The organism is Ramlibacter sp. (genome assembly GCF_035627355.1).
Lineage (GTDB): Bacteria > Pseudomonadota > Gammaproteobacteria > Burkholderiales > Burkholderiaceae_C > Ramlibacter.
Window position 1 is genome coordinate 200,198 of the sequence record NZ_DASPLW010000066.1, and the last position, 22,570, is coordinate 222,767.

General features: G+C 72.0%; 21 protein-coding genes. 2 read left to right on the forward strand and 19 right to left on the reverse strand.

The window, feature by feature from the left end:
* Positions 1–39: 39 nt before the first annotated feature.
* Genes VEC03_RS16450 through VEC03_RS16515 form a run of 14 tightly spaced genes read right to left on the reverse strand, consistent with a single transcriptional unit; the run spans position 40 to position 16,634 of the window.
* Positions 40–2,193: an AMP-binding protein gene (locus VEC03_RS16450; protein WP_324917504.1), complete on the reverse strand. Its 2,154-nt coding sequence runs from the start codon at positions 2,191–2,193 to the stop codon at positions 40–42.
* A gap of 55 nt (positions 2,194–2,248) precedes the next feature.
* Positions 2,249–3,226, reverse strand: coding sequence for a 4-hydroxybenzoyl-CoA reductase subunit beta (gene hcrB, locus VEC03_RS16455; RefSeq protein WP_324917507.1), 978 nt, complete (start codon positions 3,224–3,226; stop codon positions 2,249–2,251).
* The gene (gene hcrA / locus VEC03_RS16460; RefSeq protein WP_324917510.1) at positions 3,223–5,580 is read right to left on the reverse strand and encodes a 4-hydroxybenzoyl-CoA reductase subunit alpha; all 2,358 of its coding nucleotides are present in this window, start codon (positions 5,578–5,580) and stop codon (positions 3,223–3,225) included. Before hcrA ends, hcrB begins: the two co-directional genes overlap by 4 nt.
* Positions 5,577–6,047, reverse strand: a complete 471-nt coding sequence (gene hcrC / locus VEC03_RS16465) for a 4-hydroxybenzoyl-CoA reductase subunit gamma (RefSeq protein WP_324917512.1) — start codon at positions 6,045–6,047, stop codon at positions 5,577–5,579. The genes hcrA and hcrC overlap by 4 nt, the downstream gene beginning before the upstream one ends.
* Before the next feature lie 2 nt (positions 6,048–6,049).
* Positions 6,050–7,384, reverse strand: coding sequence for a phenylacetate--CoA ligase (locus tag VEC03_RS16470; RefSeq protein ID WP_324917515.1), 1,335 nt, complete (start codon positions 7,382–7,384; stop codon positions 6,050–6,052).
* 31 nt (positions 7,385–7,415) lie between these two features.
* Positions 7,416–8,270: a DmsC/YnfH family molybdoenzyme membrane anchor subunit gene (locus VEC03_RS16475; protein WP_324917517.1), complete on the reverse strand. Its 855-nt coding sequence runs from the start codon at positions 8,268–8,270 to the stop codon at positions 7,416–7,418.
* Positions 8,267–8,926, reverse strand: coding sequence for a 4Fe-4S dicluster domain-containing protein (locus tag VEC03_RS16480; protein WP_324917520.1), 660 nt, complete (start codon positions 8,924–8,926; stop codon positions 8,267–8,269). Before VEC03_RS16480 ends, VEC03_RS16475 begins: the two co-directional genes overlap by 4 nt.
* Positions 8,923–11,652, reverse strand: a complete 2,730-nt coding sequence (locus VEC03_RS16485; RefSeq protein WP_324917523.1) for a molybdopterin-dependent oxidoreductase — start codon at positions 11,650–11,652, stop codon at positions 8,923–8,925. Before VEC03_RS16485 ends, VEC03_RS16480 begins: the two co-directional genes overlap by 4 nt.
* Before the next feature lie 40 nt (positions 11,653–11,692).
* Positions 11,693–12,100, reverse strand: coding sequence for a thioesterase family protein (locus VEC03_RS16490; RefSeq protein ID WP_324917526.1), 408 nt, complete (start codon positions 12,098–12,100; stop codon positions 11,693–11,695).
* Between the two features lie 23 nt (positions 12,101–12,123).
* Positions 12,124–12,822: an ABC transporter ATP-binding protein gene (locus VEC03_RS16495; protein WP_324917529.1), complete on the reverse strand. Its 699-nt coding sequence runs from the start codon at positions 12,820–12,822 to the stop codon at positions 12,124–12,126.
* Positions 12,815–13,612, reverse strand: a complete 798-nt coding sequence (locus VEC03_RS16500) for an ABC transporter ATP-binding protein (protein WP_324917532.1) — start codon at positions 13,610–13,612, stop codon at positions 12,815–12,817. The genes VEC03_RS16495 and VEC03_RS16500 overlap by 8 nt, the downstream gene beginning before the upstream one ends.
* Complete coding sequence (locus VEC03_RS16505) at positions 13,609–14,574, reverse strand: branched-chain amino acid ABC transporter permease (RefSeq protein ID WP_324917535.1); 966 nt, start codon at positions 14,572–14,574, stop codon at positions 13,609–13,611. The genes VEC03_RS16500 and VEC03_RS16505 overlap by 4 nt, the downstream gene beginning before the upstream one ends.
* A complete protein-coding gene (locus VEC03_RS16510) occupies positions 14,567–15,442 on the reverse strand; it encodes a branched-chain amino acid ABC transporter permease (protein WP_324917538.1) in 876 nt (291 codons plus the stop codon). Before VEC03_RS16510 ends, VEC03_RS16505 begins: the two co-directional genes overlap by 8 nt.
* 28 nt (positions 15,443–15,470) lie before the next feature.
* A complete protein-coding gene (locus tag VEC03_RS16515) occupies positions 15,471–16,634 on the reverse strand; it encodes an ABC transporter substrate-binding protein (RefSeq protein WP_414708512.1) in 1,164 nt (387 codons plus the stop codon).
* Between the two features lie 215 nt (positions 16,635–16,849).
* Here VEC03_RS16515 and VEC03_RS16520 point away from each other — a divergent pair, with 215 nt between their 5' ends.
* Together VEC03_RS16520 and VEC03_RS16525 are read left to right on the forward strand one after the other, a co-directional pair.
* A complete protein-coding gene (locus VEC03_RS16520) occupies positions 16,850–17,302 on the forward strand; it encodes a GNAT family N-acetyltransferase (RefSeq protein ID WP_324917544.1) in 453 nt (150 codons plus the stop codon).
* On the forward strand, positions 17,299–17,715 hold the full coding sequence (locus tag VEC03_RS16525; RefSeq protein ID WP_324917548.1) for an Rrf2 family transcriptional regulator: 417 nt from the start codon (positions 17,299–17,301) through the stop codon (positions 17,713–17,715). Before VEC03_RS16520 ends, VEC03_RS16525 begins: the two co-directional genes overlap by 4 nt.
* Before the next feature lie 44 nt (positions 17,716–17,759).
* Here the strand turns inward: VEC03_RS16525 and VEC03_RS16530 are convergent, their stop codons facing one another.
* The 5 genes from VEC03_RS16530 to VEC03_RS16550 form a co-directional block, all read right to left on the reverse strand.
* Positions 17,760–18,662 (reverse strand): thiamine pyrophosphate-dependent enzyme, encoded by a 903-nt coding sequence (locus VEC03_RS16530; RefSeq protein ID WP_324917551.1) that lies wholly within the window; start codon positions 18,660–18,662, stop codon positions 17,760–17,762.
* Positions 18,659–19,810, reverse strand: coding sequence for a transketolase C-terminal domain-containing protein (locus VEC03_RS16535; protein ID WP_324917553.1), 1,152 nt, complete (start codon positions 19,808–19,810; stop codon positions 18,659–18,661). Before VEC03_RS16535 ends, VEC03_RS16530 begins: the two co-directional genes overlap by 4 nt.
* Complete coding sequence (locus tag VEC03_RS16540; RefSeq protein ID WP_324917556.1) at positions 19,807–21,453, reverse strand: NAD(P)-binding protein; 1,647 nt, start codon at positions 21,451–21,453, stop codon at positions 19,807–19,809. Before VEC03_RS16540 ends, VEC03_RS16535 begins: the two co-directional genes overlap by 4 nt.
* Positions 21,450–22,079: a 2-oxoacid:acceptor oxidoreductase family protein gene (locus VEC03_RS16545; RefSeq protein ID WP_324917558.1), complete on the reverse strand. Its 630-nt coding sequence runs from the start codon at positions 22,077–22,079 to the stop codon at positions 21,450–21,452. Before VEC03_RS16545 ends, VEC03_RS16540 begins: the two co-directional genes overlap by 4 nt.
* Before the next feature lie 82 nt (positions 22,080–22,161).
* Complete coding sequence (locus tag VEC03_RS16550; protein ID WP_324917562.1) at positions 22,162–22,563, reverse strand: RidA family protein; 402 nt, start codon at positions 22,561–22,563, stop codon at positions 22,162–22,164.
* Positions 22,564–22,570: the final 7 nt, after the last annotated feature.

Below are 22,570 nucleotides of genomic sequence, written 5' to 3' on the forward strand. Positions count from 1 at the left end.
CTTCGCTCCTTTCGTGTGCCGTGGGGGGAAGGGTGCAGGTCAGGTCGTTCGCGCGCCCGCTGGCGGCAACAGCTCGGCCAGCCGGCGCCGCAGCAGCTTGCCGGTGGGGGTGCGCGGCAGCACCGACACGGGCTGCAGCACGCTGGGCCGCTGGTAGGGCGGCAGCGCGGCCGCCCGCTCGCGCAGCACGGCAGCGACCGCATCGGCCTGGCCTTCGCGGGTCGCGTAGAAAAGCGCCACGCAGTCGACGCCGTCGGCGTCGGGCACGCAGACCGTGCCGGCCTCCAGCAGGCCGGAGACGCCGGCGGCCAGCTTCTCCTCCAGTTCCACCAGGTTGACCCAGCGGCCCTTGATCTTGACCAGCGAGTCCTCGCGACCGGCAAAGCGCCAGCCGCCGCCCTCGGTGCGCAGGAACAGGTCGGCGGGGCAGAAGGCGCCGTCGCGGAAGGTCTCGGCCTGGGCGATGGGCCGGTCCAGGTAGCCGAGTGCCAGCGTCGACACGCGGATCTGCAGCCGGCTCGGGATGCCGGCGGCGGCCGCTTCCGGATCGAGCGGACGGATGTCGACGCCGGGCGAGGGCTGCAGCCCGTCGTCGCCCTCCTTGGCCGTCAGCACCAGTACCAGCGTTTCGGAGGCGCCGTAGCCGTCGACCATGGGCAACCCGCAGGCCTCGCGCCAGGCCGCCCGCAGGCTGGCCGGCAGGGCCTCGCCGGCCGAGACGCAGCGGGTGACGCCGGCCGCCGCCAGCCGCGGCGCCAGGCCCGCGTGCAGGATCGAGCGGTACAGCGAGGGCACGCTGAGGAACACCGTGGGCTTGAAGCGCTCGGCCGTGGCCACCGCCGACTCCGCATTCGGCCACTGGGGATCCAGGATCACCGTGGCGCCGATCTTCAGGCCGGCGTACAGGGCGTTGGTCTGCGGGTAGGAGAAGAACAGGCGCGAGGTCGCGAACAGGCGGTCGCCCGCGACGATGCCCACCCGCTCGCGCGAGACGCGCTCGATCTCGTGCACGAAGCGGTGCGCATGGACCACGGCCTTGGGCTTGCCCGAGGTGCCGGACGAATGGACCCAGAACGCTGGCTCCAGCTCGTCGACCTCGTGCGGCGGCACCGGCGTGGCGGCCGCCACGGCGTGCCGCCCTTCATCCACGCCGATCACGCGCTCGCGCCAGGGCGGGGGCGTGTCGTCGGCGGATTCGGCCAGGATGACGTTGAAGCCGGCCTCGTCCAGGATGTAGTGCCACTCGGGTGCCGGAATGTGCGGGTTCACGGCCACGGCCACGCCGCCGGCCCAGATGGTGCCCAGGAAGGCCACCACCCAGTCGATGCCATCGGGCAGCTTGATGGCGACGCGGTCCCGCGGCTTCAGCCCGCGCGCCTGCCACACGGCCGCGGCCTGGGCCACCCGGCGGCGCAGTTCGCCGTAGCTGAGCTGCTGCTCGCCGCACACCAGGGCGATGCGGTCGGGGTCGGCCGAGGCCAGCAGCAGGGCAGCGGCGTTGAAGCGCACGCCGGAGGGGTGTGCGGCCGGGGCCGGGCGCGCCGCTGCGGCTGGCGGCTGGCCCGCCTGGCCGGCCAGCCAGCGCTCGTGCTCGGCGGTGAGCAGCGCGACGTGCTCGCGCTCCTCCGCGCCCAGCTCGAGGTACAGCCGCTGCTCGACCGAGCCGGCCGGGGCCTGCGCCGAGCGCGTCGCGAAGAAGCGGGCCGCCCGCCTCTCCAGCCCGATGGCGATGCGGAACAGGTTGTCCGGGTCCTGCGGCCGGTGTTCCACTTCCGCAAAGAGGGCCGCGACCTGGATCCGGAAGCGCTCCAGCGAGGGCGGCGGCTCCACGTGGTAGCGCCGCGAGAGCAGTTCCATGTGCTCGCCTTCCAGCACCGCCATGCGCGCGAACAAGGCCCGCATGGCCTCGTCGGTGGCCTCCATGGCCGCCCGCTGGTAGAAGGCGCGGCCGCCCAGTTCGATCTCGAAGGCCAGGCGCACGGCGTCGAGCGCGGCCTGGTCGGACCGGGCGCTGCGCTGCGGCTCGCGCGGCCCCAGCTTGCCGCCGCACAGCGGGCAGCTCCCGTACGGGAAGGCGAAGCCCTCGCTGACCTTGCCGCACTGGTCGCACTGCCACTGCACGGCGGCATCGGCGCAGCAGAGGTAGGCCTGCTCGCCCTCGGCGAGCGGTTGGCGGCATCTCGGGCAGTGCATCGGGCGTCCCTTCGGTCAGGTGCGGGGATGGGCGGTGCGGCGCATGCGAGGCGTCCTAGGCGGGCTGGGCCCAGAGCTCGTCGACGAGCTTGCGCACCAGGGCCTGCAGCATCCGGCGCCGGTACTTCACCGGGGCGACGGTGGTGGACAGCACGTTGCCCGTGGCCGTCACCGCCTTGGCCAGCAAGGCCGCGGCTTCGGCGTCCCACGGCCGGCCGACCACGCTGTCGGTCGGCACGGCCAGCGGCGCCGAGTTGGTGCCGGTGATCGCCACGCGCAGGCCGGCCAGCCGGTCGCCCTCCCGCTTCAGCGCCACCCCGGCGCCGGCCAGCGGGAAGTCGACGGCGTCGCGCACGCGCGCCTTGGCGTAGTCGGCGCGCCAGCCGGCAGCCGGCGGCACGACGACGGCGGCCAGCCACTCGCCGGGGGCCAGCGTCAGGCGGCGCTGGCCGTCCTCGACGAACAGTGCCGCCAGCGGCAGCGTGCGCGAGCCGCCGAGGCCGAGGACCTCGGCGGTGGCGTCCAGCGCCATCAGCGCCGGCGCCACGTCGCCGTGGTAGGTGGCGTAGCAGCGGTCGCTCTTGACGACCACGTGGCACTTGTCGCCCCGGTACTTGAGGCAGTAGCCGTTGCCGGCGCGCCACCAGTCGCTCTGGTTGTAGAACACGCAGCGCGTGTCCTGGCACAGGTTGCCGCCGAGGGTGGCGGCCTCCCGGTGCGTCGGGCCGGCGACCAGGGCGGCCGCCTTGGCCAGCGCCGGCCAGCCGGCGCGCACCGCGGCGTGGCCGGCCAGCGCGGCGAGCGTGGCCGTGGCGCCCAGGCGCAGCGAGCCGTCGGCCTGCACCGCGACGGCACCGAGCGCCTCGACGGCCGTCAGGTCGACCAGGGCCCGCGGCGTGCCGAGGCCGCGGCGCAGGTTGGGCAGCAGGTCGGTGCCGCCGCCCAGCGGCTGCGCGCCGGTGTCGGCCATGGCGCGGACCGCTTCGTCGACGGTGGCCGGGCGCAGCGTGCGCAGTTCGTGCAACGCGTTCATGCCGCCACCTCCTGTGCCCGGCGCGCCGCCGCTGCGGCACGGGCGGTGGCGGCTTCCCGGGCGTCCAGCAGTTCGACGATGCGGTCGGGGCTGAGCGGGAAGGCGTCGCAGCTCACGCCGGCCGCTTCCTGCACGGCCTCGCGCACGGCCGGCAGGAAGCCGGCGAGCATGCCTTCGGACGCCTCCTTGGCGCCGAACGGTCCGTTCGGATCGACGCTCTCGACGATGAGAACCTCGATGTCCGGGCTCTCGGCCATGGTCGGCACGCGGTAGTCGAGCAGGTTGCCGTGCAGCATCCGGCCGTCGTCGTACACGGTCGCCTCGGACAGCGCCTGCCCCATGCCCATCCACACGCCGCCCTGGGTCTGGCCTTCCACGGCCAGCGGGTTGAGCGCGCGGCCGACGTCCACCGCCACCCACACCTTGTGCGCCGTGACCTTGCCCGTCAGTTCGTCGACGGAGGCCTCGACCACCTGGGCCGCGTAGCAGAAGCCCATGGTGGCGCCGATGGCGCTGCCGCGGATCTTCTTGTCGCCCTGGAACTCGATCGGGCAGGTGTAGGTGCCCTTCACGGTGACGGCGCCGGTGTCGACCATCGCCGCTCGCACCGCCTCGATCCACACCAGGCCGGGCTGGGCGCTGCCGCGCACGCAGAACACCTCGTCGCGCACCTCGATCTCGGATTCGTCTACCTTGAGCCGGCCGGCGGCCGCCTTCACCAGCAGCGCCTTCAGCTCCTGCGCGGCGGCGATGGACGCGCGGCCGACCATGAAGGTCACGCGCGACGAGTAGCTGCCGTTGTCCTTGGGCGTCACGGCGCTGTCGGACGAGACGACGCGGATGCGTGACAGGGCGACGTCCAGCACCTCGGCGGCGCACTGCGCGGCCATGGTGCTCGAGCCCTGGCCGATGTCGGCGGCGCCGGTGAACAGCGTCACGCCACCGTCGAAGTCCAGGCGCAGCTGCACCGTGGCATGCGGCTCGCCGGTCCAGTGCTTGGGCGTGGAGGTGCCGGAGACGAAGTGCGAGCACGCCAGCCCGAGGCCGCGGCCCTTGGGCATGCGGCCCTTGCGCTCGTTCCAGCCGGAGGCCGCCTTCACCTTCTCCAGGCACTCGGGCAGGCCGTAGCTGAGGATGTTCTGCGCGTACATCGTGCGGTACGGGACCTGCGGCAGCAGGTTCTTCTGCCGCACGGCCAGCGCATCGAGGCCGAGTTCGACCGCCATGTCGGTGAGCAGCGCCTCGAAGGCGGCGCGGGTGTCCACCGTGCCGTGGCCGCGCTGCGCGCCGCACGGCGGCGTGTTGGTGTAGACGCGCCAGGCGTCGTGCTTGATCGCCGGGATGTCGTAGATGCCGTGCATCAAGGCCCCGGTGTAGAGGATGGTGATGATCCCGTAGCCGGCGTAGGCACCGCCAGCCTGCGTCGCCTCCAGCGCGAGCGCGGTGATGCGGCCGTCGCGCTTGAGGCCGAGCTTCATCTTCACCGCCGTCCAGGGCCGGCCGCGGTGCGCCAGGAAGGTCTCCTCGCGCGTCTGCAGCAGGCGCACCGTGCCGCGCGCCTTGCGCGCCAGCAGCGCGGCGATGATCTCGAAGTGCAGGCACTCGGTGCGCGCGCCGAAGCCGCCGCCGAGGAAGGGCTTGATCACGCGCACCTGCGACTCCTGGATCTGCAGGCAGGCGGCGACCTTGAGGTGCACGTAGTAGGGCACCTGCGTCGTGGTGTGCAGGGTCACGCCGTCGCGCTCGAGGTCGTACTCGGCCAGCGTGGCGTTGAGCTCCATGTGCGCGTGGTTGACCTCGGCGAAGGTGAAGCTCTTCTCGCGCACCAGGTCGGCGGCGGCGAACCCGGCCGCCGTGTCGCCGAACTCGGCATGCACCTCGCGCAGCACGTTGTTGGGCTTGTCGTCGTGGATCGCGACCGCGCCCGGCTTCATCGCCGCCTTGGCCGTGGTCAGGGCCGGCAGCACCTCGTACTCGACCTCGATCAGCGCCAGCGCGCGCTCGGCGGTGGCTTCGTCGACGGCCGCCACCGCGGCCACTGGATCGCCGCGGTAGCGCACCTTGCCGCGCGCCAGCGGGTACTCGTTCTCGGCGATCGGCAGCACGCCGAACGGAACCGGCGTGTCCTCGCCGGTGCACACCGCGTGCACGCCCGGCAGGGCCTGCGCGGCGGTGGTGTCGATCGAGACGATGCGCGCGTGCGGATGCGGGCTGCGCAGGATCCGGCCGACCAGCGCGCCGGGTGCCGCGATGTCGGCCGTGTAGCGGGCCCGGCCGGTCACCTTCTCGAAACCGTCGATCAGCGGCGTGCGCACGCCGATGCCGCCGGGGCGGGTCATGCGGGGGTTCGTCATCGCGCGCCCTCCGCGGCTGCCTGGACCGACTCGATGATCTTCACGTAGCCGGTGCAGCGGCACAGGTTGCCGGCCAGCGCCGCCTTGATCTCCTCGACCGAGGGGTGCGGATTGCTGCGCAGCAGCCCTTCCGATGCCATCACCATGCCGGGCGTGCAGTAGCCGCACTGGGCGCCCAGCTTCTCGTGAAAGGCCTGCTGCACCGGCGACAGGCGGCCCTGGCGGGCCATGCCCTCGATGGTCTCGACGCGCCGGCCCTCGACCTGCACGGCCAGGGTCGAGCAGGCCAGCCGCGGCCGGTCGTCGACCAGCACGGTGCAGGCGCCGCACTCGCCGCCGTCGCAGCCCTGCTTGGTGCCGGTGAGCTGCAGGACGTCGCGCAGCACGTCCAGCAGCAGCGCGCCGTCGGCGACGGCCACGGTCTGCTCGCGGCCGTTGACGTTGAGGGTGAGCAATCGCTTGGGCATGGTCAGTCCCCCTTGGGCCGCAGGTCGCGCACCCGGACGGCCTTGCCCTGCGAGCGGGCGATGCGACCCGGCTCCAGCACCGTGACGCGGGTGGAGATGCCGACGTGCACCTTCACCTGGTGGGCCAGGTCCTTGCCGACCCGGGCGAAGTCCCCGGCCGGCACGCCGGGCAGGGCCTCGACCTCGATCGCCACCTCGTCCAGGATGCCTTCGCGCGTGACGACCAGCTGGTAGTGCGGCGCCAGCCGCTCGCGGCCGACCAGCACCGCCTCGATCTGCGAGGGATAGACGTTGACGCCGCGGATGATCAGCATGTCGTCGTTGCGGCCGGTGATGCGCAGGATGCGCGCGTGGGTGCGGCCGCAGTCGCAGCGCTCGCGCGTGACCCGGGTGATGTCGCGGGTGCGGTAGCGCAGCATGGGCAGCGCCTGCTTGGTCAGGGTGGTGATCACCAGCTCGCCGGCCTGGCCCTCGGGCAGCGGCGTGCCGGTCTCGGGGTCGATCACCTCGAACAGGAAGTGGTCCTCCCAGCCGTGCAGGCCGTTGCGGTGCTCGCACTCGCAGGCCACGCCCGGGCCCATGATCTCGGACAGGCCGTAGATGTCCATCGCCCGCAGGCCGATGCGCGACTCGATCTCGCTGCGCATGGCCGTGCTCCAGGGCTCGGCGCCGAACATGCCCACGCGCAGCCGGCTCTGGCGCAGGTCCACCCCCTGCTGCTCGGCGACCTCGGCGATGGCCAGCGCATAGGACGGGGTGGAGCACAGCACGCTGGCGCCGAAGTCGCGGATCAGGTCGACCTGGCGCTCGGTGGCGCCGCCGGAGATCGGCACCACCGTCGCGCCGACCCGCTCGGCGCCGTAGTGCGCGCCCAGGCCGCCGGTGAACAGGCCGTAGCCGTAGGCGTTGTGCACGATGTCGCCCGGCCGCACGCCGGCGGCGTACAGCGAGCGAGCCACCAGGTCGGCCCAGTTGTCCAGGTCCTGCTGGGTGTAGCCGACGACGGTGGCCTTGCCGGTGGTGCCCGACGAGGCATGCACGCGGGTGATCTGCTCCATCGGGCGGGCGAACAGGCCGAACGGGTAGTTGTCGCGCAGGTCGGACTTCTGGGTGAAGGGCAGCATGGCCACGTCCTCCAGCCGGCGCACGTCGCCGGGGCGCACGCCCGCCTGGTCGAGCTTGCGCCGGACCGCCGGCACGTTGGCGTAGGCGTTCTCCAGCGTGTCGCGCAGGCGGCGCAGTTGCAGCGCGGCGAGCTGCTCGCGCGACATGGTTTCGAGTTCGGCGTGCAGGTAGCGCTGGTCGCGGCTGGTGGCGGTGGGGGTGGCGACGTCCATGGCGTTGTCTCTCGTCCTTCTATCGTTGTCGTCAGGTGGATGCGGCCCGCGGCACCCCCCGCACCGGCATGCGCGGGATCGAGAAGCCCATGTGGTGCGATGCGCGGGTGACCAGGCAGAACTTGAAGGCGGCGCCGCCGGCAGCCACCAGCAGGCCGCCCAGCGCCATCACGGCGGCACTGGCGATCGGCGGCAGCCAGCCGCTCGTGCCCAGCGCGGCCAGCGTGACCGGGGCGACGGTGCCGGCCCACAGCAGCAGCCGGCCGTTGCGATCCAGCGCGCGCAGGGCGACCGGCGACGCGCGGCCCTCGAGTTTGCGGCGCCAGACCAGCCACAGCGCCCAGCGCACGATCGGCATGCCGGCCAGCGGCAGCGCGAGGAAGGCGGCCGGCTGCAGCCAGGCGGCGACCAGCCAGAACAGGCCGATGCCTTCGGCCAGCCCGGTCAGCATCACCAGCGGCAGCGTCAGCGGCGCGCGCCAGGCGGGAATGGCCCGTGCTTCGCGCAGGATGCGGGCCTGGCAGTACAGGAACACCAGCGCGGCGATGCCGGTGGGCCAGGCGCGCCAGTGCATGCCCGCGACCAGCCCGCTGCCCAGCAGGAACAGCACGACCGCGGCCACGGCCTCGCGCGACATCCAGGAGGTGCGCAGGTGGATGAACACGTTGAGCGCGCGCCACGGCCGGCCGATCTCCAGCCAGACGCTGAACAGGCCCAGGCCCACCAGTGCCAGCGCGGCGGCGACGATCCAGCGCGCGCCGGGCGTGTCCATCGCGTGCATGGTGGTGACCACCGCCAGGCCGGCGCCGGCGCCGCCGCAGATGAAGTTGCCGGCGGCACGCCAGTCCCAGTACGGCTGCAGCTTCTGCAGGTGCTTGGCGTTCATGGCTCCTCCCGCTTGCGGTCCCACAGGTAGAAGAAGCCGGGGCCGGTGCCGGCCTCCTCGTTGATGCGGAAGTGCTCGTTGCGCGCCAGCAGCTGCGACACGTTGCTCTCCGGATCCTCGATGTCGCCGAAGGCCAGCGCCTCGGCGATGCACGCGTTGACGCAGGCGGGCGTGGCCTCCGGGTGCACGCCCGGCTTGAGGCCCTTCTCCAGCCCGGTGTCGATGCGCTCGACGCAGAAGGTGCACTTGGTCGCCACCTCGCGCCGCGCCTCGTCCTCGCGGAAGGCCTCGTTCTCGGTCGGCGTGTCGCCGTAGGCGAACTTGCCGATCGGCGTCTTGAAGCGGGCCTGGTAGGGGCAGGCGACCGTGCAGTAGGTGCAGCCTATGCACAGGTCGTAGTCGATGGTGACGATGCCGTCCTCGCGCTTGCGCGTGGCGGTGGTGGGGCACACGGCCACGCAGGCCGGCTCGTCGCAGTGCTGGCAGCCCATCGGGATGAACGCGCGCTGCACGTTGGGGAACTCGCCCATCTCGATGTCCAGCACGCGCCGCCACTGCACCCCGGGCGGGGTGGCGTTGGCGTGCTTGCAGGCGGCGGTGCAGGTCTGGCAGCCGACGCAGCGCCGCAGGTCCGCGACCATGGCCCAGCGAGTCATGCGGCCCCCTTGCCGCGCCGCAGCGAGACGCGCACGATGTCGGCGCCCGAACCGGTGGCGTCGGTCAGCTCCATCTTCATGGAGGTGAGCGCGTTCATGCTCGGGACGCCGAAGTCCTTGGCCAGCGGCGTGTTCCAGTGGCCGAACTGGCCGATGGCCAGCAGGGTGTCGGGCCGGATGCCCTGGCGCAGCACGGCCAGGCCGCTGACGCGGCGGTGCGGCGTGGCGATCTCCACCCGGTCGCCCTCGGCGATGCCCAGCCGCTCGGCGGTCTTCGAGTTGATGATCAGGCCCTTGTGGCCGGCGATGTTGTCGGCCACTTCCTTGATCATCTGCACGCCCACGTTGCCGCCCCAGGCGTACTGCATGCTGCGCGCGGTGAGCAACCAGAACGGGTAGTCCTCCGGCTTGCCGCCATCGGCACGCAGCGAGGCGATCCAGGGCGCGCCGAAGTCCTTGCAGGGCGGCAGCGCCTGGTATTCCTTGAGCTGCTCGTCCCACCAGTGCATGTCGTTCTCGTGCAGGCGGCGGCCGAGCTCGGCGCCGACGCGGGCGAGGCGTTCCTGGTAGGGCAGTTCGAAGCGCATGCCGCGCTCGACCATGGTCGGGTACAGGTACCAGTCCTTGCGCGGGAACGGCTTGGTGGCCAGGCCGTGCTCCTTCCACCAGTCGAGGCCGTGGATCTCCCGGCCGTCGGTGACTTCGGCGCTGGCCGCGCGGCACACCGCGTCCCAGATGACGTCCAGCTCGGGGACCCGGTCCGTCGGCAGCGAGAAGTCGGCGTGCGGGTTCTTCAGCGGCACGCCGGCGGCGCCCTTGTTGATGGCGGCCACGTACTTGGCGGTCAGGCCGGTGCGCGCGGCCAGCTCGGTGGCGATGTCGGTGAAGTCGCGCGCCTGCCCGCGCGGTGCCACCGCCGGCTGCCGCAGCGCGAAGCCCTGGTGCTCCCAGAACTGCTCGATGAACTTGGTGGTGCCGATGCGGATCAGCTGCAGGCTCTCCAGGTCCATCGCGTCGGGCAGCAGGACGTCGGCGAAGTGGTTGGTCTCGTCGTGCGTATAGGCGAAGGCCACCACGAACGGGAAGCGCGCGATCTTCTGCGCCAGCGCCGCCGTGTCCCAGAACGAGATGGCCGGGTTGGTTCGGTAGAAGAACCAGACCTCCGGCAGGGTGACGCGTGGCAGGCCGGCGGGCGTCTGGTCCAGGAACATCCACGAGAAGTGCGTGGGCCCCAGCGCCTGGCTCCAGGGGCCGTCGCTGGCCAGCGGCACCATGGTGCGGTAGGCGTTGCGGATGTTGGGCTTGGCCGACCAGTTCTGTTTGTCGGTCGGGTTCAGGCCGAAGTGCATGAAGCCGTCGGGGCCGGGCTTGACGCTCTCCAGCCGCTGCGACATCGGGCGCGCCAGCCGCACGGTGGTGCCGATGGTGCCGCCGGGCACCTCCAGCGCGCCGACCAGGGTGGCCAGCATGGTGCGGGCCCAGCAGCACTCGTAGCCGCCCCAGCCGTTGTTCACGGTCTTGCCGAGCGTGACCGCCACCGGGCGGTAGGGCATGGTCACGCCGTCGATCTCGATGGTCTGGCCGATGCAGGCGTGGTCCAGGTAATCGTTGGCGATCTGGCGGATGGTGCCGGCGTCCACGTCGCACACGCCGCTGGCCCACTCGGGCGTGTAGCCGCGCATGTGGTCCACCATGCGCGTGAAGGCGGTCTGGCCTTCCAGCGCGCCCTCGGCCAGCACGTCGCCATCGGGGCCGATCTCGACCGCGTCCACCGTGTAGGCGCCTTCCAGCGCCTCGCGGATGCCCGGGGTGTCGTGCGGGCAGGCGGCGCCCCGCAGTTCGTCCCAGACCAGCGGCTTCTTCGAGTCGCGCTCGCGCAGGAAGTAGCCGTTGGGGCCGACCAGGTAGGGCGAGCCGGTGAGCTTGCGCAGGAACTCGAGGTCGAGGCGGTCGCGCCGCGCCTCGTGCAGCATCACCTGGATCAGCGCGTAGAGGAAGGCGGCGTCGGTCTTGGGCTTGATCGGCACCCACTGCGCCGAACAGGCACCGGTGATCGACAGGTGCGGTTCGACCTGGACCCGCTTCATGCCGCGAACCCGGGCCCGCGAGTGGCGCCAGATCCCGGCGACGCCGGCCGAGGCCTCCATGTTGGTGCCGCAGGAGATGAGGTAGTTGCACAGCGGCGTGTCGGGCGCCACGATGAAGGCGCGGTGCCAGAACTCGCCGTACAGGTGCTCGGAGTGGTAGCACTTGACGCCCTGGCCCGAGCCGAAGCCCATGTCCACCGGTCCCCAGGCCGACAGGAAGGCCGGGAAGGTGCCCATGTAGGACTGCGGCGTGCCGCCGCCGCCGAAGCTGGCCGCGACCTTGGGATAGCCCGATTCGTCGGTCAGGCCCTCTTCACGCACCTGGTTGAGCTTGTCGGCGATGAGCCCCATCGCCTCGTCCCAGGAGATCGGCACGAAGCCCGGATCCTGGTCGCGCCCCTTGCGCGGGTTGGTCCGCTTCATCGGCGTGAGCACCCGGTTCGGGTTGTACGTCTTCTGGATCAGGCCGAAGGCCTTGACGCACACCTTGCCGCCGCCGGGATGCACCTCGGCGGCACAGAAGTTGGGCTCGACCTCGGTCGCCACGCCGCCCTGCACCTTGACGGTGAGCAGGTCCGGCCCGGCCACGCACTGGTAGCAGTAGGTCGGAACCTTGCGGGTGGCGACCTGGGCAGTCACACGAACACCTCCGTGCCCGGCGCGGTCGGCTTGGCGACGCTCATGCCAGCCCCGCCTTGGCCGCCTTGGCGGCCAGCCGCTGCTCGGTGGTGCCCACGTCGACGATGAAGCGGTGGTGGGTGGCGCGGCAGATCGGCTCGACGCTGTCGCTGCCCGTGATGGTGAAGGTGGCGGCGCGGCCCTTGAGCGCCGTGAGTTCCACCTCCAGCGTCACGGCCATGCCCTGCAGCGTGGCGGCGGTGTGGTCCAGCTCGACGCGGGTGCCGACCGAGTCCTCGCCGGCGTCCAGGTGCTGCAGCAGCAGCTCGCGGCAGGCGACCTCGACGTCGCGCACCAGCATGGGCGTGGCGTAGACGCGGGCCTTCTCGCCCATGAAGTCGATGGTGCGGTCGCGCGTGACTTCGAAGCGCGCGGTGTGGCGCAGGCCGGGTTGCAGGCTGGGTTTCATGGTCCTTCTCTTTCCTTGGGGGTTCAGGCGGCGGCGCCGAGGTAGGCCTTCTGCACCGCGCGGTCGGCCAGCAGGTCGCGGGCGGCGCCCGCCAGCACGATGCGGCCGGTCTCCATCACGTAGCCGCGGTCGGCGACGCCGAGCGCGGCACGGGCGTTCTGGTCCACCAGCAGGATGGTGGTGCTCAGCTTCCTCAGCGCGGCGATGCGCGAGAAGATCTCGGCGACCAGGCGCGGGGCCAGGCCCATGCCGGGCTCGTCCAGCAGCAGCAGGCGCGGCCGGGCCATCAGGGCGCGGCCGATGGCCAGCATCTGCTGCTGGCCGCCCGACAGGTTGCCGGCCGGCTGCCGGCGCTTGTCGCGCAGCACCGGGAACATCTCGTAGATCGGTTCCACGTCGGCGGAGTCGCCGCGCGCAAAGGCGCCGAGCTGCAGGTTGTCCTCCACCGACAGCGGGCCGAACACCTGCCGGCCTTCGGGCACCTGGACGATGCCCAGCTGCACCCGCTGGCGGGCCGACCGCCGCGCCAGGTCCTTGCCTTCGAAGCGGATAGTCCCGCCGCTGGCCGGTTGCACGCCGGAGATGGCGCGCAGCAGCGTGGTCTTGCCGGCGCCGTTGGCGCCGACCAGGGCCACCAGCTCGCCGGCATCCACGCGCAGGCTGACGCCGTCGATCGCCGGAATGCGGCCGTACTTCGACTGGAGCTGGTCGACTTCAAGCATGGCCGGCCTCCGCAAGGGCTTCGGCGGGGGCGGCCTCGCTGCCGAGGTAGGCCTCGATCACGCGCGGGTCGCGCGAGACCTCTTCGGGCGTGCCCTCGGACAGCTTGCGGCCGTGGTCCATCACGAACACGTGGTCGGACACTTCCATGACCAGGGCCATGTTGTGTTCGACCAGCACGATGGTGGTGCCGCCTTCGGCCAGCCGCTGGATCAGCGCGTCGATCTCGCGCGCCTCGGTGGCGTTCAGGCCGGCGGCGGGCTCGTCCAGCAGCAGCAGCCGCGGCTGCGCCGCCAGGGCGCGGGCGATCTCCAGCCGCTTGAGCGCGCCGTAGGGCATGGCATCGGAGGGCGTGTCCTCGTAGCCGGCCAGGCCGACCAGCCGCAGCAGTTCGCGCGAGAGCTGGCGGCACTCGGCCTCGGCGCGCACCAGCGAGCGGGTGCGCAGCAGCGAGGCCGCCAGCGAGCAGCGCTCGCGCAGGTGGCGGCCGGTCATCACGTTCTCCAGCGCCGTCATGTTGAAGAACACCTGCAGGTTCTGGAAGGTGCGCCCGATGCCGGCGGCGGCGAAGCGGTGCACCGGCTGGCCGGCCAGGTCGACGCCGTCGAGACGGATGGCACCGGTGCTCGGGCGGTACACGCCGCTGAGCATGTTGATCAGGCTGGTCTTGCCGGCGCCGTTCGGGCCGATGACCGAATGCACCGCACCCTGCTGGATGTGCATGTCGACGTCGGCCACGGCGTGCACGCCGCCGAAGGACTTGGACAGCCCGCTGACGTGCAGCAAGGTCATGCCTTCCTCCCCGCCCAGCGGCGCGCGATGCTGGGCACCAGGCCTTCCGGGAACAGCACCATGGTGGCGACCAGCACGGCGCCGAAGACCATCATCTCGTAGTCCTTCAGCACGGTGAGCACCTGCGGCAGCATGGTGAGCACGGCGGCGCCGATGACGGCACCGAACACCGAGGCCATGCCGCCGAACACCACCATGATCACCAGCTCCACCGAGTGCAGGAAGGAGGACTTGGCCGGCGTGATGAAGCCGGCGTAATGCGCCGCCAGCGCGCCGGCCAGGGCGGCCAGCACCGCCGACAAGGTGAACACTTGCAGCTTGAAGCGGGCGCTGTCCACGCCCAGCGTCTGCGAGGCGATCTCGGAGCCGTGCAGGGCGCGCAGCGCGCGGCCGTTGGGAGAATCGATCAGGTTGAGCGCCAGCCACACGGTGGCGACCAGCAGCGCGCCGCTGATCCAGTACCAGGCCTTCTCGCCCTGGACCGCCAGGCCGAACAGCGCGAGCGGCGGCACCGACATGCCGTCCGGGCCGCCGGTGATGCGGTCCTCGGTGGTCAGCACGATCGAGATGATCACGCCCAGGCCGAGCGTGGCCATGGCCAGCGTGTGGCCCTTCAGGCGCAGCGTCGGGCGGCCGATCACGTAGGCCAGCGCGCCGACGGCCAGGCAGGCGCCCGGGATGGCCAGCCACACCGGCACGCCCCAGCGCGAGGCGATGAGGGCGCTGGCGTAGCCGCCGAGTGCGAAGAAGCCGGCATGCCCGAGGCTGATCTGGCCGGCATAGCCGATCAGCAGGTTGAGCCCGATGCAGACGATGCCGTTGAGCGCGACCTGGATGGCGACGTCGTAGGCGTAGTTGTTGGGCATCGCCAGCGGCAGCAAGGCCACCACCAGCGCCAGCAGCAGGGTGCCCCCGCTGCGCGGATGCGCGGCCCAGTGGCGCGCGGCCACGGGTTCAGACACGGTCGCTGTGGCGTGCACCGAGCAGCCCTCCGGGAAGGAAGAAGAGAACGGCCAGGATCACCACGAAGGCGATGGCGTCCTTGTAGGCCGATGAAACGAAGCCGGCGCCCAGGCCCTCGAGCAGGCCCAGCACCACGCCGCCGACCACCGCGCCGGCGAAGCTGCCCAGGCCGCCGAGCATGGCAGCGGCAAAGCCCTTGAGGCCCAGCATGATCCCGGCGTCGTAGGAGGTGAAGGCGATCGGCGCGATCAGCACGCCGCCGATGGCGCCCAGCGCCGCCGCGAGCCCGAAGCTGGCGAACAGCACCGCGCGGGTGTTGACGCCCACCAGCTGCGCCGCCAGCCGGTTGTAGCTGGTGGCCAGCATGGCCTTGCCCGTCAGGGTGCGGCCGTAGAAGGCGCCGAGCGCCAGCACCGCCAGCGCGGCGCCGCCCATCACCCACAGGCTCTGCGGCATCAGGGTGGCGCCGAAGAAGGCGATCGGATCCTCGCCGGAGAAGCCCGGCAGCCGGAACACGCCCTTGCCCCAGACCAGCTGGGCCAGCCCGCGCAGGAACAGCGCCACGCCGATGGTGATGATGATCAGCGTGACGGTGCTGGCGTTGCGCGCCGGCGAGATCGCGATGCGCTCGATCAGGAGCGCCACGATCGCCGAGGTCGCCACCGCCAGCAGGATCGCCAGCGGCAGCGGCAGGCCCATGGCCAGGAAGCTGACCGCGCTCATGCCGCCGACCATCACGAACTCGCCCTGCGCGAAGTTGATCGCGCCGCTGGCGTTGAACACGATGGCGAAGCCGAGCGCCACCAGGGCGTAGATCGCGCCCGCGGTCAGGCCGCTGGCGATGAACTGGAGCCAGGCAGCGCTCATGCTGCGGTCCTCCTTCAGCCGGGCCGCGTTACTTGACGAGGGACCAGTTGCCGTCCTTGACCTCGAGCATGCGGAATGCCGTGAGGTCCAGGCCCATGTGGTCGGTGGCCGACATGTTCACCACGCCGCCGGTGCCGACGTAGCCCTTGGTCGCCTCGATCGCGTCGCGCACCTTGGCCTTGTCGGTGGACTTGGCCGCCTTGATCGCGTTGACGGCGATCATCAGGCCGTCGTACGCGTGGCCGCCGAAGGTGGACACGTCGGACTTGAACTTGTCCTCGTAGGCCTTGCGGTAGTTGACCACCACGGGCTTCTGCGCGTCCTCGGCCGGCAGGATGTCGGACACCAGCAGCGCGGCAGCGGGCAGGCGCACGCCTTCGGCGGCGGGGCCGGACAGCTTGATGTACTCGCGCGAGGCCACGCCGTGCGACTGGTACAGCGGCAGGGTCAGGCCGACCTGCCGGTAGTTGCGGGTGACGATGGCCGGGCCCTGGCCGAAGCCGGCGTTGAGGACCGCCTGCGCGCCGCTGCCCTTGATCTTGGTGAGCTGCGCGGTCATGTCGGTGTCGGTGGCGCCGTAGGTCTCGTCGGCCACCAGCTCCATGCCGTACTTGGGAGCGACCTTGACGCACTCGGCGCGCATCGACTTGTCGAAGCCGCCGCTGCCGGAGATCAGGGCGACCTTGCTCATCTTGCGTGCCTTGATGTCGACGAAGATCTTCTCGCACGCCATGCGGTCGGTGTGCGGGGTCTTGAACACCCACTTCTTGACCGGCTCGACGATGGTCACGGCGCCGGCCAGCGAGATGAGGGGCGTGGACGACTGCTCGGCCAGCGGCACCGCCGCCATGGTGGCGCCGGTGGTGGAGCCGCCGACGATGACGTCGACCTTGTCCTGCTCGATCAGGCGCTTGACGAAGGTGCGCGCCTTCTCGGCGTCGCCCGCGTCGTCGTAGGAGACGAGCTGCAGCTTGCGGCCCAGCACGCCGCCTTCGGCGTTGATGCGGTCGACGTACAGCTCCAGCGTCTTGAGCTCGGGGTCACCGAGGAACGCCGCCGGCCCCGTGACCGAGAGGAAGGTGCCGATGCGGATCGGCTCCTGCGCGCCGGCGGCGCCGAAGCCCACCAGACCGCACACGGCGAGCGTCGCGCCCGCCACCTGCCGGGCGAGCGCCCGGTTGAACCTGAACATGCCCATTGCCTTGTCTCCTGTGTTTGAACCTGCGGCTGAACGGAATCGCCACAGTGCAGGGCATTCTGGTAGGCTGATGCCGTAATTCCTTGATCTGGCATAAGCTTTCCCGGAGTGTCCCCATCGCTACCCGAAACAAACCCCCGGCGGCCCCGCGCGCAGTGGCCCGGCGCCGCCCGCCGCCACCGATCCCGCCGAGCTCCGGCGCCGTCACCGTGCGTGCCGTGCGCCGCGCCGACCTGGAGCAGGTGATCGCCATCGATGCCACCGTCACCGGGCTGGAGAAGCGCAACTACTGGGAGCGCATCTATCGCCGCTACGGCCATGCGCCGCGCGGCGAGCAGCGCTGGTTCCTCGTGGCCGTGGCCGGCCACGAGGTGGTCGGCTTCCTCATCGGCGAGGTCCGTGACTGGGAGTTCGGCTCGCCGCCCTGCGGCTGGGTGTTCGCCATCGACATCGACCCGCGCGTGCGCCAGGCCGGCATCGGCACGCGCCTGATCGGTGCGCTGTGCGACGCGCTGCGCGCAGCGGGGGTGCGACAGCTGCGCACGCTGCTGTCGAGCGACAACACGCTGATCCTGTCGTTCTTCCGCAGCCAGGGCATGATGGCCGCGCGCATGATCCCGCTCGAGATGGACGTGCCGCCGGCCGCGAGGGTGCGCCGGTGAAGTTGCAGGTCAACACCCTGCTGGCGCTGTACAGCGTGCTGGAGTTCGCAGCCGATCCGCAGCGGCACATCCCGGCCTCGGAGATCGCCACCAAGTACGGCGTGTCGGCCCACCACCTGGCCAAGGTGCTGGCCGAGCTGGCGCGAGCCGGCGTGGTCGAGTCGGTGCGCGGCGTTGGCGGCGGCTACCGCTTCGCCGCCAACGCGCGCCGGCTGACGCTGATGGACGTGATCGAGCAGTTCGAGGACATCTCGTCCAGCCCCCACCACGACGACGGCGACGAGATCGCCGCCGCCGAACGCGCGGTCGGCCAGGTGCTGACCGAGATCGACCAGATCGCGCGCGCCACCTTCAGCTCGATCACGATCGCGACCATGCTCAAGCTGGTGCAGAAGGCGGAGGGGCGGGGCTGAAGCTTGGCGGGGAAGAAAGTCGCGAGCGACTTTCTTCCGTGCGATCAGGGCGCCATCTGCGCCTCTTCCGGCTGTGCCAGCCGCAGCAACCAGTTCCAGCCCTGGTCCACCTCGGCCTGCAGCGCCTCGATGTCGGCCTGCCCCATGCTGCGGTAGCGCTTCTGCAGCGCCAGGTAGTCCGACACCGGCCGCGTGCGCGCCGTGTGGTTGAGCGTGTAGCGGTTGCCGTCCTCGACCTCGTACAGCGGGAAGGCGCCGCATTCGACCGCCAGGCGGGCCGCCTGCAGCCCGGCGTCGTCGGCCAGGCCCCAGCCGTCCACGCAGGGCACCAGCAGCGTGAGGATGCGGAAGCCCCGGGTCGCCTTGGCCTTCTCGACCTTGCGCAGCATGTCGGGCAGGAAGCCGATGCTGGCGGTGGCCGCGTACGGCACCCCATGGGCCGCCATGATGGCTGTGAGGTTCTTCTTGCGCGTGGGCTTGCCCGAGGGCGTGGAACTGGTGCGGGCGTAGTGCGGCGTCGACGAGGACTTCTGCGCGCCGGTGTTCATGTACCCCTCGTTGTCGAGGCAGATGTACAGGATGTTCTCGTTGCGCTCGGCGGCCGACGACAGGCACTGCAGGCCGATGTCGTAGGTGCCGCCGTCGCCGGCGAGCACCAGCACGTGGGTATCGTGCTTGCCCTGGGCATCGAGTGCGCGGCGCAGGCCCGATGCGGCGGCGGCGCTGGCCTCCAGCGTCGGCTGGTAGACCGGGATCTTCAGCGAGCTGTAGGGCTGCGGGCCGGCGATGATGGCCATGCACGAGGGCGGTATCACGGCGACGGCGTTGGTGCCGATGCGGGCCAGCACGTGGCGCACCGACAGCGCGTCCATGCAGCCGGGACAGGCGGCATGGCCGGAGCACAGCATCGGGTCGGCAGCGGGTTCGAGCGCGTACATGGTGGTCATCCCCAGGTCGATTCGGAAGCGGGCGCGCGGCCCATCGCGGCGCGCACGAGTTCGCAGATGCGCCGCGGCGGCACGTTGACGCCGCCGACGCCGGCCAGCAGGCCGTGCACGTTCGGCGCGCGCTCCATGCCGTACAGGGCGGCACGGATCTCCTGGTTCAGGATGCCGCCGAGGCCGGGCGAGTGGTTGCGGTCCAGCACCAGCACGTCGGGTACGCCGGCCAGCGCGGCGCGCAGCGCCGCCTGCGGCAGCGGCCGCAGCAGCCGCACCTTGAGCAGGCCGACCGCCACGCCCTCGGCGCGCAGCGCGTCGACGGCTTCGCGGGCGGTGCCGCACAGGCTGCCGATGGCCACCACCACCAGCCGGGCGCCTTCGCAGCGGTAGCGCTCCAGGATGCCCCAGGAGCGCCCGGTCAGCCGCGCCCATTCGAGGTCGGCCTCCTGGGCCGCCACCAGCGCCTGCTGCATGGCCTGCTCGATCGCCTGCCGGTGCCGGTAGTACATGTCCTGGCTCACCACGTTGCCCCAGGACGAACCGATCTCGGGCGACAGGCGCTGGGCCGGCGCGTAGGGCGGCAGGAAGCCGTCGACCAGCGCCTGGCCCGGCACCTGGACCGCCTCCAGCGCGTGCGAGACGTAGAAGGCGTCGTGGTTGACCATGGCGGGCAGACCGACCTGCTCGGCGACGCGGAACGCCTGCAGCACGGAGTCGAGCGACTCCTGCGGGCTCTCGCTGTAGTACTGGATCCAGCCGGTGTCGCGCTGCGCCAGGCTGTCGGTCTGGTCGGGCCAGAAAGCCCAGGGCGAGGCCACCGTGCGGTTGACGTTGGCCATCACGATGGGCGCGCGCGCACCGGACGCGTAGTGCAGCACCTCGTGCATCAGCAGCAGGCCCTGCGAGGCGGTGGCGGTGAACACCCGCGCGCCGGCCAGCGAGGCCGGCACGCAGGCTGCCAGCACCGAGTGCTCGGACTCGGGCGTGAGGATCTCCGCGTCCATCTCGCCGCGGGCGTGGAAGGCGGTGATCAGCTCCAGGATCGGCGTCTGCGGCGTGATCGGGTAGACGGGGACCACCTGCGGCCGCGCCAGGCGGGCGGCCCAGGAGACGGCATGGTTGCCGTCCAGCAGCAGGGTCTGGGGTTCGCTCATTTCGTTTCCTCCCGGATCAGCATGGAGCCGGTCGGGCACTCGCGCACGCACAGCCCGCAGCCCTTGCAGTAGTCGGCCAGCACCGTGTAGCCGCCGTCGACGTGGGCGATCGCCAGGTCGGGGCAGAACTGGAAGCAGTTGTCGCAGCTGGTGCAGGTGCCGCAGGAGAAGCAGCGCGAGGACTCGGCCGCCACTTCCTGCGGCGTCAGCGCGAGCTGCACCTCGCCGCCGTCGGCCAGCCGCTGCTCGGGGGGCTGGCGCCGCTCGCCGGGCCGGCGCGCGTGCGGGTAGTACCAGGTCGCGATCTCCTGCAGCGTGGTGCGCGGCGGCATCACGGGCTTCACGCGCGGCAGGCCGCGCAGGGCGCGGTCGATGTCCAGCGCGGCGCGCTTGCCCATGCCCACCGCCTCGGTGACGAAGCGGGCCATGCTGGCGACGTCGCCACCGGCCCAGATGCGCGGGTTGGACGTAGCCTGGCCGGCGTCGACCTGCAGCAGGCCGCCCGCGGCCTGCAGGCCGCCGAAGGGCTGCAGGTCGGCCTGCTGGCCGATGGCGACCAGCACCGCGTCGGCCTCCAGCGTGAAGCGGCTGTCCTCGATCGGCGTGACGCGGGGCGCTTCGCCCCGCACGGCCGATTCCAGCCGCACCAGCACGCAGCCCAGGGACAGGGGTCCCCCGGCGTCGCCGGCCACGGTGCGCAGCAACGTGGCGTCGTGCAGCACGATCCCTTCCTCCAGCGCCTCGTGCAGTTCCTCGCGCTGGGCCGGCAGGCGGTCGCGCGGCTCCAGCGCCAGCAGCATCACCTCGCAGCCGGCGCGCCGGGCGCTGCGCGCCACGTCCATGGCGGCACTGCCGCCGCCGATCACCGCCACCCGCTGGCCCAGGCGCGGCGGCTGGCCGGCGTTGCACAGGGCCAGGTAGTCGCTGCCCTGCATCAGCCAGGGCGCGTCGGCCGGGAATTGCGGCAGGGGCCGGCTGATCGCCGCGCCGGTGGCCAGGTAGACCGCGTCGTGCGTGGCGGCCAGCCGATCGAGGTCGCCGGGACCATCCAGCCGGTGGTTGCAATGGACCTGCACACCCAGCCGCACGATGCGTTCGATCTCGCCGTCCAGCACCTGGCGCGCGAGGCGGTAGGGCGGAATGCCGTAGCGCATCAGGCCGCCCAGTTCCGGGCGGGCCTCGTACAGGCTGACGCGCCAGCCGCGCCGGCGCAGCTGGTAGGCGGCCGACAGCCCCGAGGGGCCGCCGCCGACGATGGCGACGTGGCCCGGCAGTTCCTCGGCCGGCGGCGCGTACTGCCAGCCGGCGGCCAGCGCGGCGTCGCCGGCGGAGCGCTCCAGCCGGCAGATGGACACCGCCTCGTCGTAGCCGCCGCGGTTGCAGGCCGTCTCGCACGGGTGGTGGCAGATGCGGCCGGCAATCGCCGGGAAGGGGTTGTGGATGGTCAGCACGTCCCAGGCGCGCCTCAGGTCGCCGCTGCGCGCATGGCCGATCCACTGGGCGATGTCGCCGTTGACCGGGCAGGCCTGCTGGCAGGGCGAGGGCCGCATCACGTGCTCGGGCAGCAGGGCCCGCCAGGTGCCGGTCTTGAAGACCTCGGTGCTGCCGGTGGTCCAGGCGGTGGGCGTGAGGGCGGCGCTCATTGCGGCATCTCCTGCAGGTGCGCGCCGGCGGCTTCCCAGCCGAGCGCGCAGGCGGCGGCGTTCTCCTCGGCCTTCTGCGGCGAGTGCGCCAGCAGCACCTGCTGCAGCACCGGCAGCGCCGGTGCGCCCAGCACCCGGCCGATGGCGCCGATCAGGGCCGAGTTCACGATGCGGCCCAGGCCCTGGCTGCGCGCGATCGCCAGCGCGTCGACCGGCACGATGCGGTAACCGGCGAGCTCGGTGGCGAAGGCGGAGGCTGGCCGCGCCGAGTTGACGACGACCAGCGTGCCGGCGTCGGCGCGCGACAGCAGCGGCGGCGCCAGCAGGCTGGCATCGAAGCACAGGATGGCGTCGGCGCGCTCGATGTCGCAGCGCAGCCGGATCGGCTGCTCGGCCACCCGGATGAACGAGCTGACCGGCGTGCCGCGCCGCGCGCCACCGTAGCTCGCGAAGGCCTGCACCTGGCGGCCGGAGGCGAAGAACGCGCGCGCCAGCATCTGGCCCGCCGTCTGCGCGCCCTGGCCGCCGCGGCCCTGGACGATGATCTCCAGCATCGCTTCGGTGGCGCGTGCGCCACCGCCCGTGGCAGCGTCGATGCGCGCGCCGGCCTTGTCCTCGACCTTCATCGGATGGAACCTCCGCTTGGTGTTTTCATGGGGGCCGCGAGCGCCGGTGCGTGGCGCCGGCCCTGCGCGTGCCCGTGCGCGTTCATGACGCGGCGGGCAGCACCGCCGTGGCCTCGAGTTCGACCAGGCCGGGGTGGTCCAGCAGGTCGGACACGAAGATCATGCTCATGGCCGGGTAGTGACGGCCCATCCGCTGGCGCCAGATCGCGCCCAGTTCGGCGCGCGCCGCCAGGTAGGCCGGCTTGTCGCAGCAGTAGGCGGTCATGCGGCAGATGTGCCGGGGCTCGCCGCCGGCCTGCGCCAGCACCGCCAGCACGTTGTCCAGCGCCTGGGCGAACTGCGGCGCCATCTCGGTGGACTGGAAGTGCTGCTGCGCGTCCCAGCCCACCTGGCCGGCGATGAAGACGATGCGACCGGCCGGCACCTCGATGCCGTTGGCATAGCCCTGCGGCGGCGCCCAGCCCTCGGGCAACAGTACTCGCATGGCAGTC

What these genes read in the sequence shown, in the direction of transcription:
- VEC03_RS16450 (WP_324917504.1), bottom strand. Translation starts at nt 2,193, where the DNA reads ATGCACTGCCCGAGATGCCGCCAACCGCTCGCCGAGGGCGAGCAGGCC.
- hcrB (WP_324917507.1), bottom strand. Translation starts at nt 3,226, where the DNA reads ATGAACGCGTTGCACGAACTGCGCACGCTGCGCCCGGCCACCGTCGAC.
- hcrA (WP_324917510.1), bottom strand. Translation starts at nt 5,580, where the DNA reads ATGACGAACCCCCGCATGACCCGCCCCGGCGGCATCGGCGTGCGCACG.
- hcrC (WP_324917512.1), bottom strand. Translation starts at nt 6,047, where the DNA reads ATGCCCAAGCGATTGCTCACCCTCAACGTCAACGGCCGCGAGCAGACC.
- VEC03_RS16470 (WP_324917515.1), bottom strand. Translation starts at nt 7,384, where the DNA reads ATGGACGTCGCCACCCCCACCGCCACCAGCCGCGACCAGCGCTACCTG.
- VEC03_RS16475 (WP_324917517.1), bottom strand. Translation starts at nt 8,270, where the DNA reads ATGAACGCCAAGCACCTGCAGAAGCTGCAGCCGTACTGGGACTGGCGT.
- VEC03_RS16480 (WP_324917520.1), bottom strand. Translation starts at nt 8,926, where the DNA reads ATGACTCGCTGGGCCATGGTCGCGGACCTGCGGCGCTGCGTCGGCTGC.
- VEC03_RS16490 (WP_324917526.1), bottom strand. Translation starts at nt 12,100, where the DNA reads ATGAAACCCAGCCTGCAACCCGGCCTGCGCCACACCGCGCGCTTCGAA.
- VEC03_RS16495 (WP_324917529.1), bottom strand. Translation starts at nt 12,822, where the DNA reads ATGCTTGAAGTCGACCAGCTCCAGTCGAAGTACGGCCGCATTCCGGCG.
- VEC03_RS16500 (WP_324917532.1), bottom strand. Translation starts at nt 13,612, where the DNA reads ATGACCTTGCTGCACGTCAGCGGGCTGTCCAAGTCCTTCGGCGGCGTG.
- VEC03_RS16510 (WP_324917538.1), bottom strand. Translation starts at nt 15,442, where the DNA reads ATGAGCGCTGCCTGGCTCCAGTTCATCGCCAGCGGCCTGACCGCGGGC.
- VEC03_RS16515 (WP_414708512.1), bottom strand. Translation starts at nt 16,634, where the DNA reads ATGTTCAGGTTCAACCGGGCGCTCGCCCGGCAGGTGGCGGGCGCGACG.
- VEC03_RS16530 (WP_324917551.1), bottom strand. Translation starts at nt 18,662, where the DNA reads ATGACCACCATGTACGCGCTCGAACCCGCTGCCGACCCGATGCTGTGC.
- VEC03_RS16535 (WP_324917553.1), bottom strand. Translation starts at nt 19,810, where the DNA reads ATGAGCGAACCCCAGACCCTGCTGCTGGACGGCAACCATGCCGTCTCC.
- VEC03_RS16540 (WP_324917556.1), bottom strand. Translation starts at nt 21,453, where the DNA reads ATGAGCGCCGCCCTCACGCCCACCGCCTGGACCACCGGCAGCACCGAG.
- VEC03_RS16545 (WP_324917558.1), bottom strand. Translation starts at nt 22,079, where the DNA reads ATGAAGGTCGAGGACAAGGCCGGCGCGCGCATCGACGCTGCCACGGGC.
- VEC03_RS16550 (WP_324917562.1), bottom strand. Translation starts at nt 22,563, where the DNA reads ATGCGAGTACTGTTGCCCGAGGGCTGGGCGCCGCCGCAGGGCTATGCC.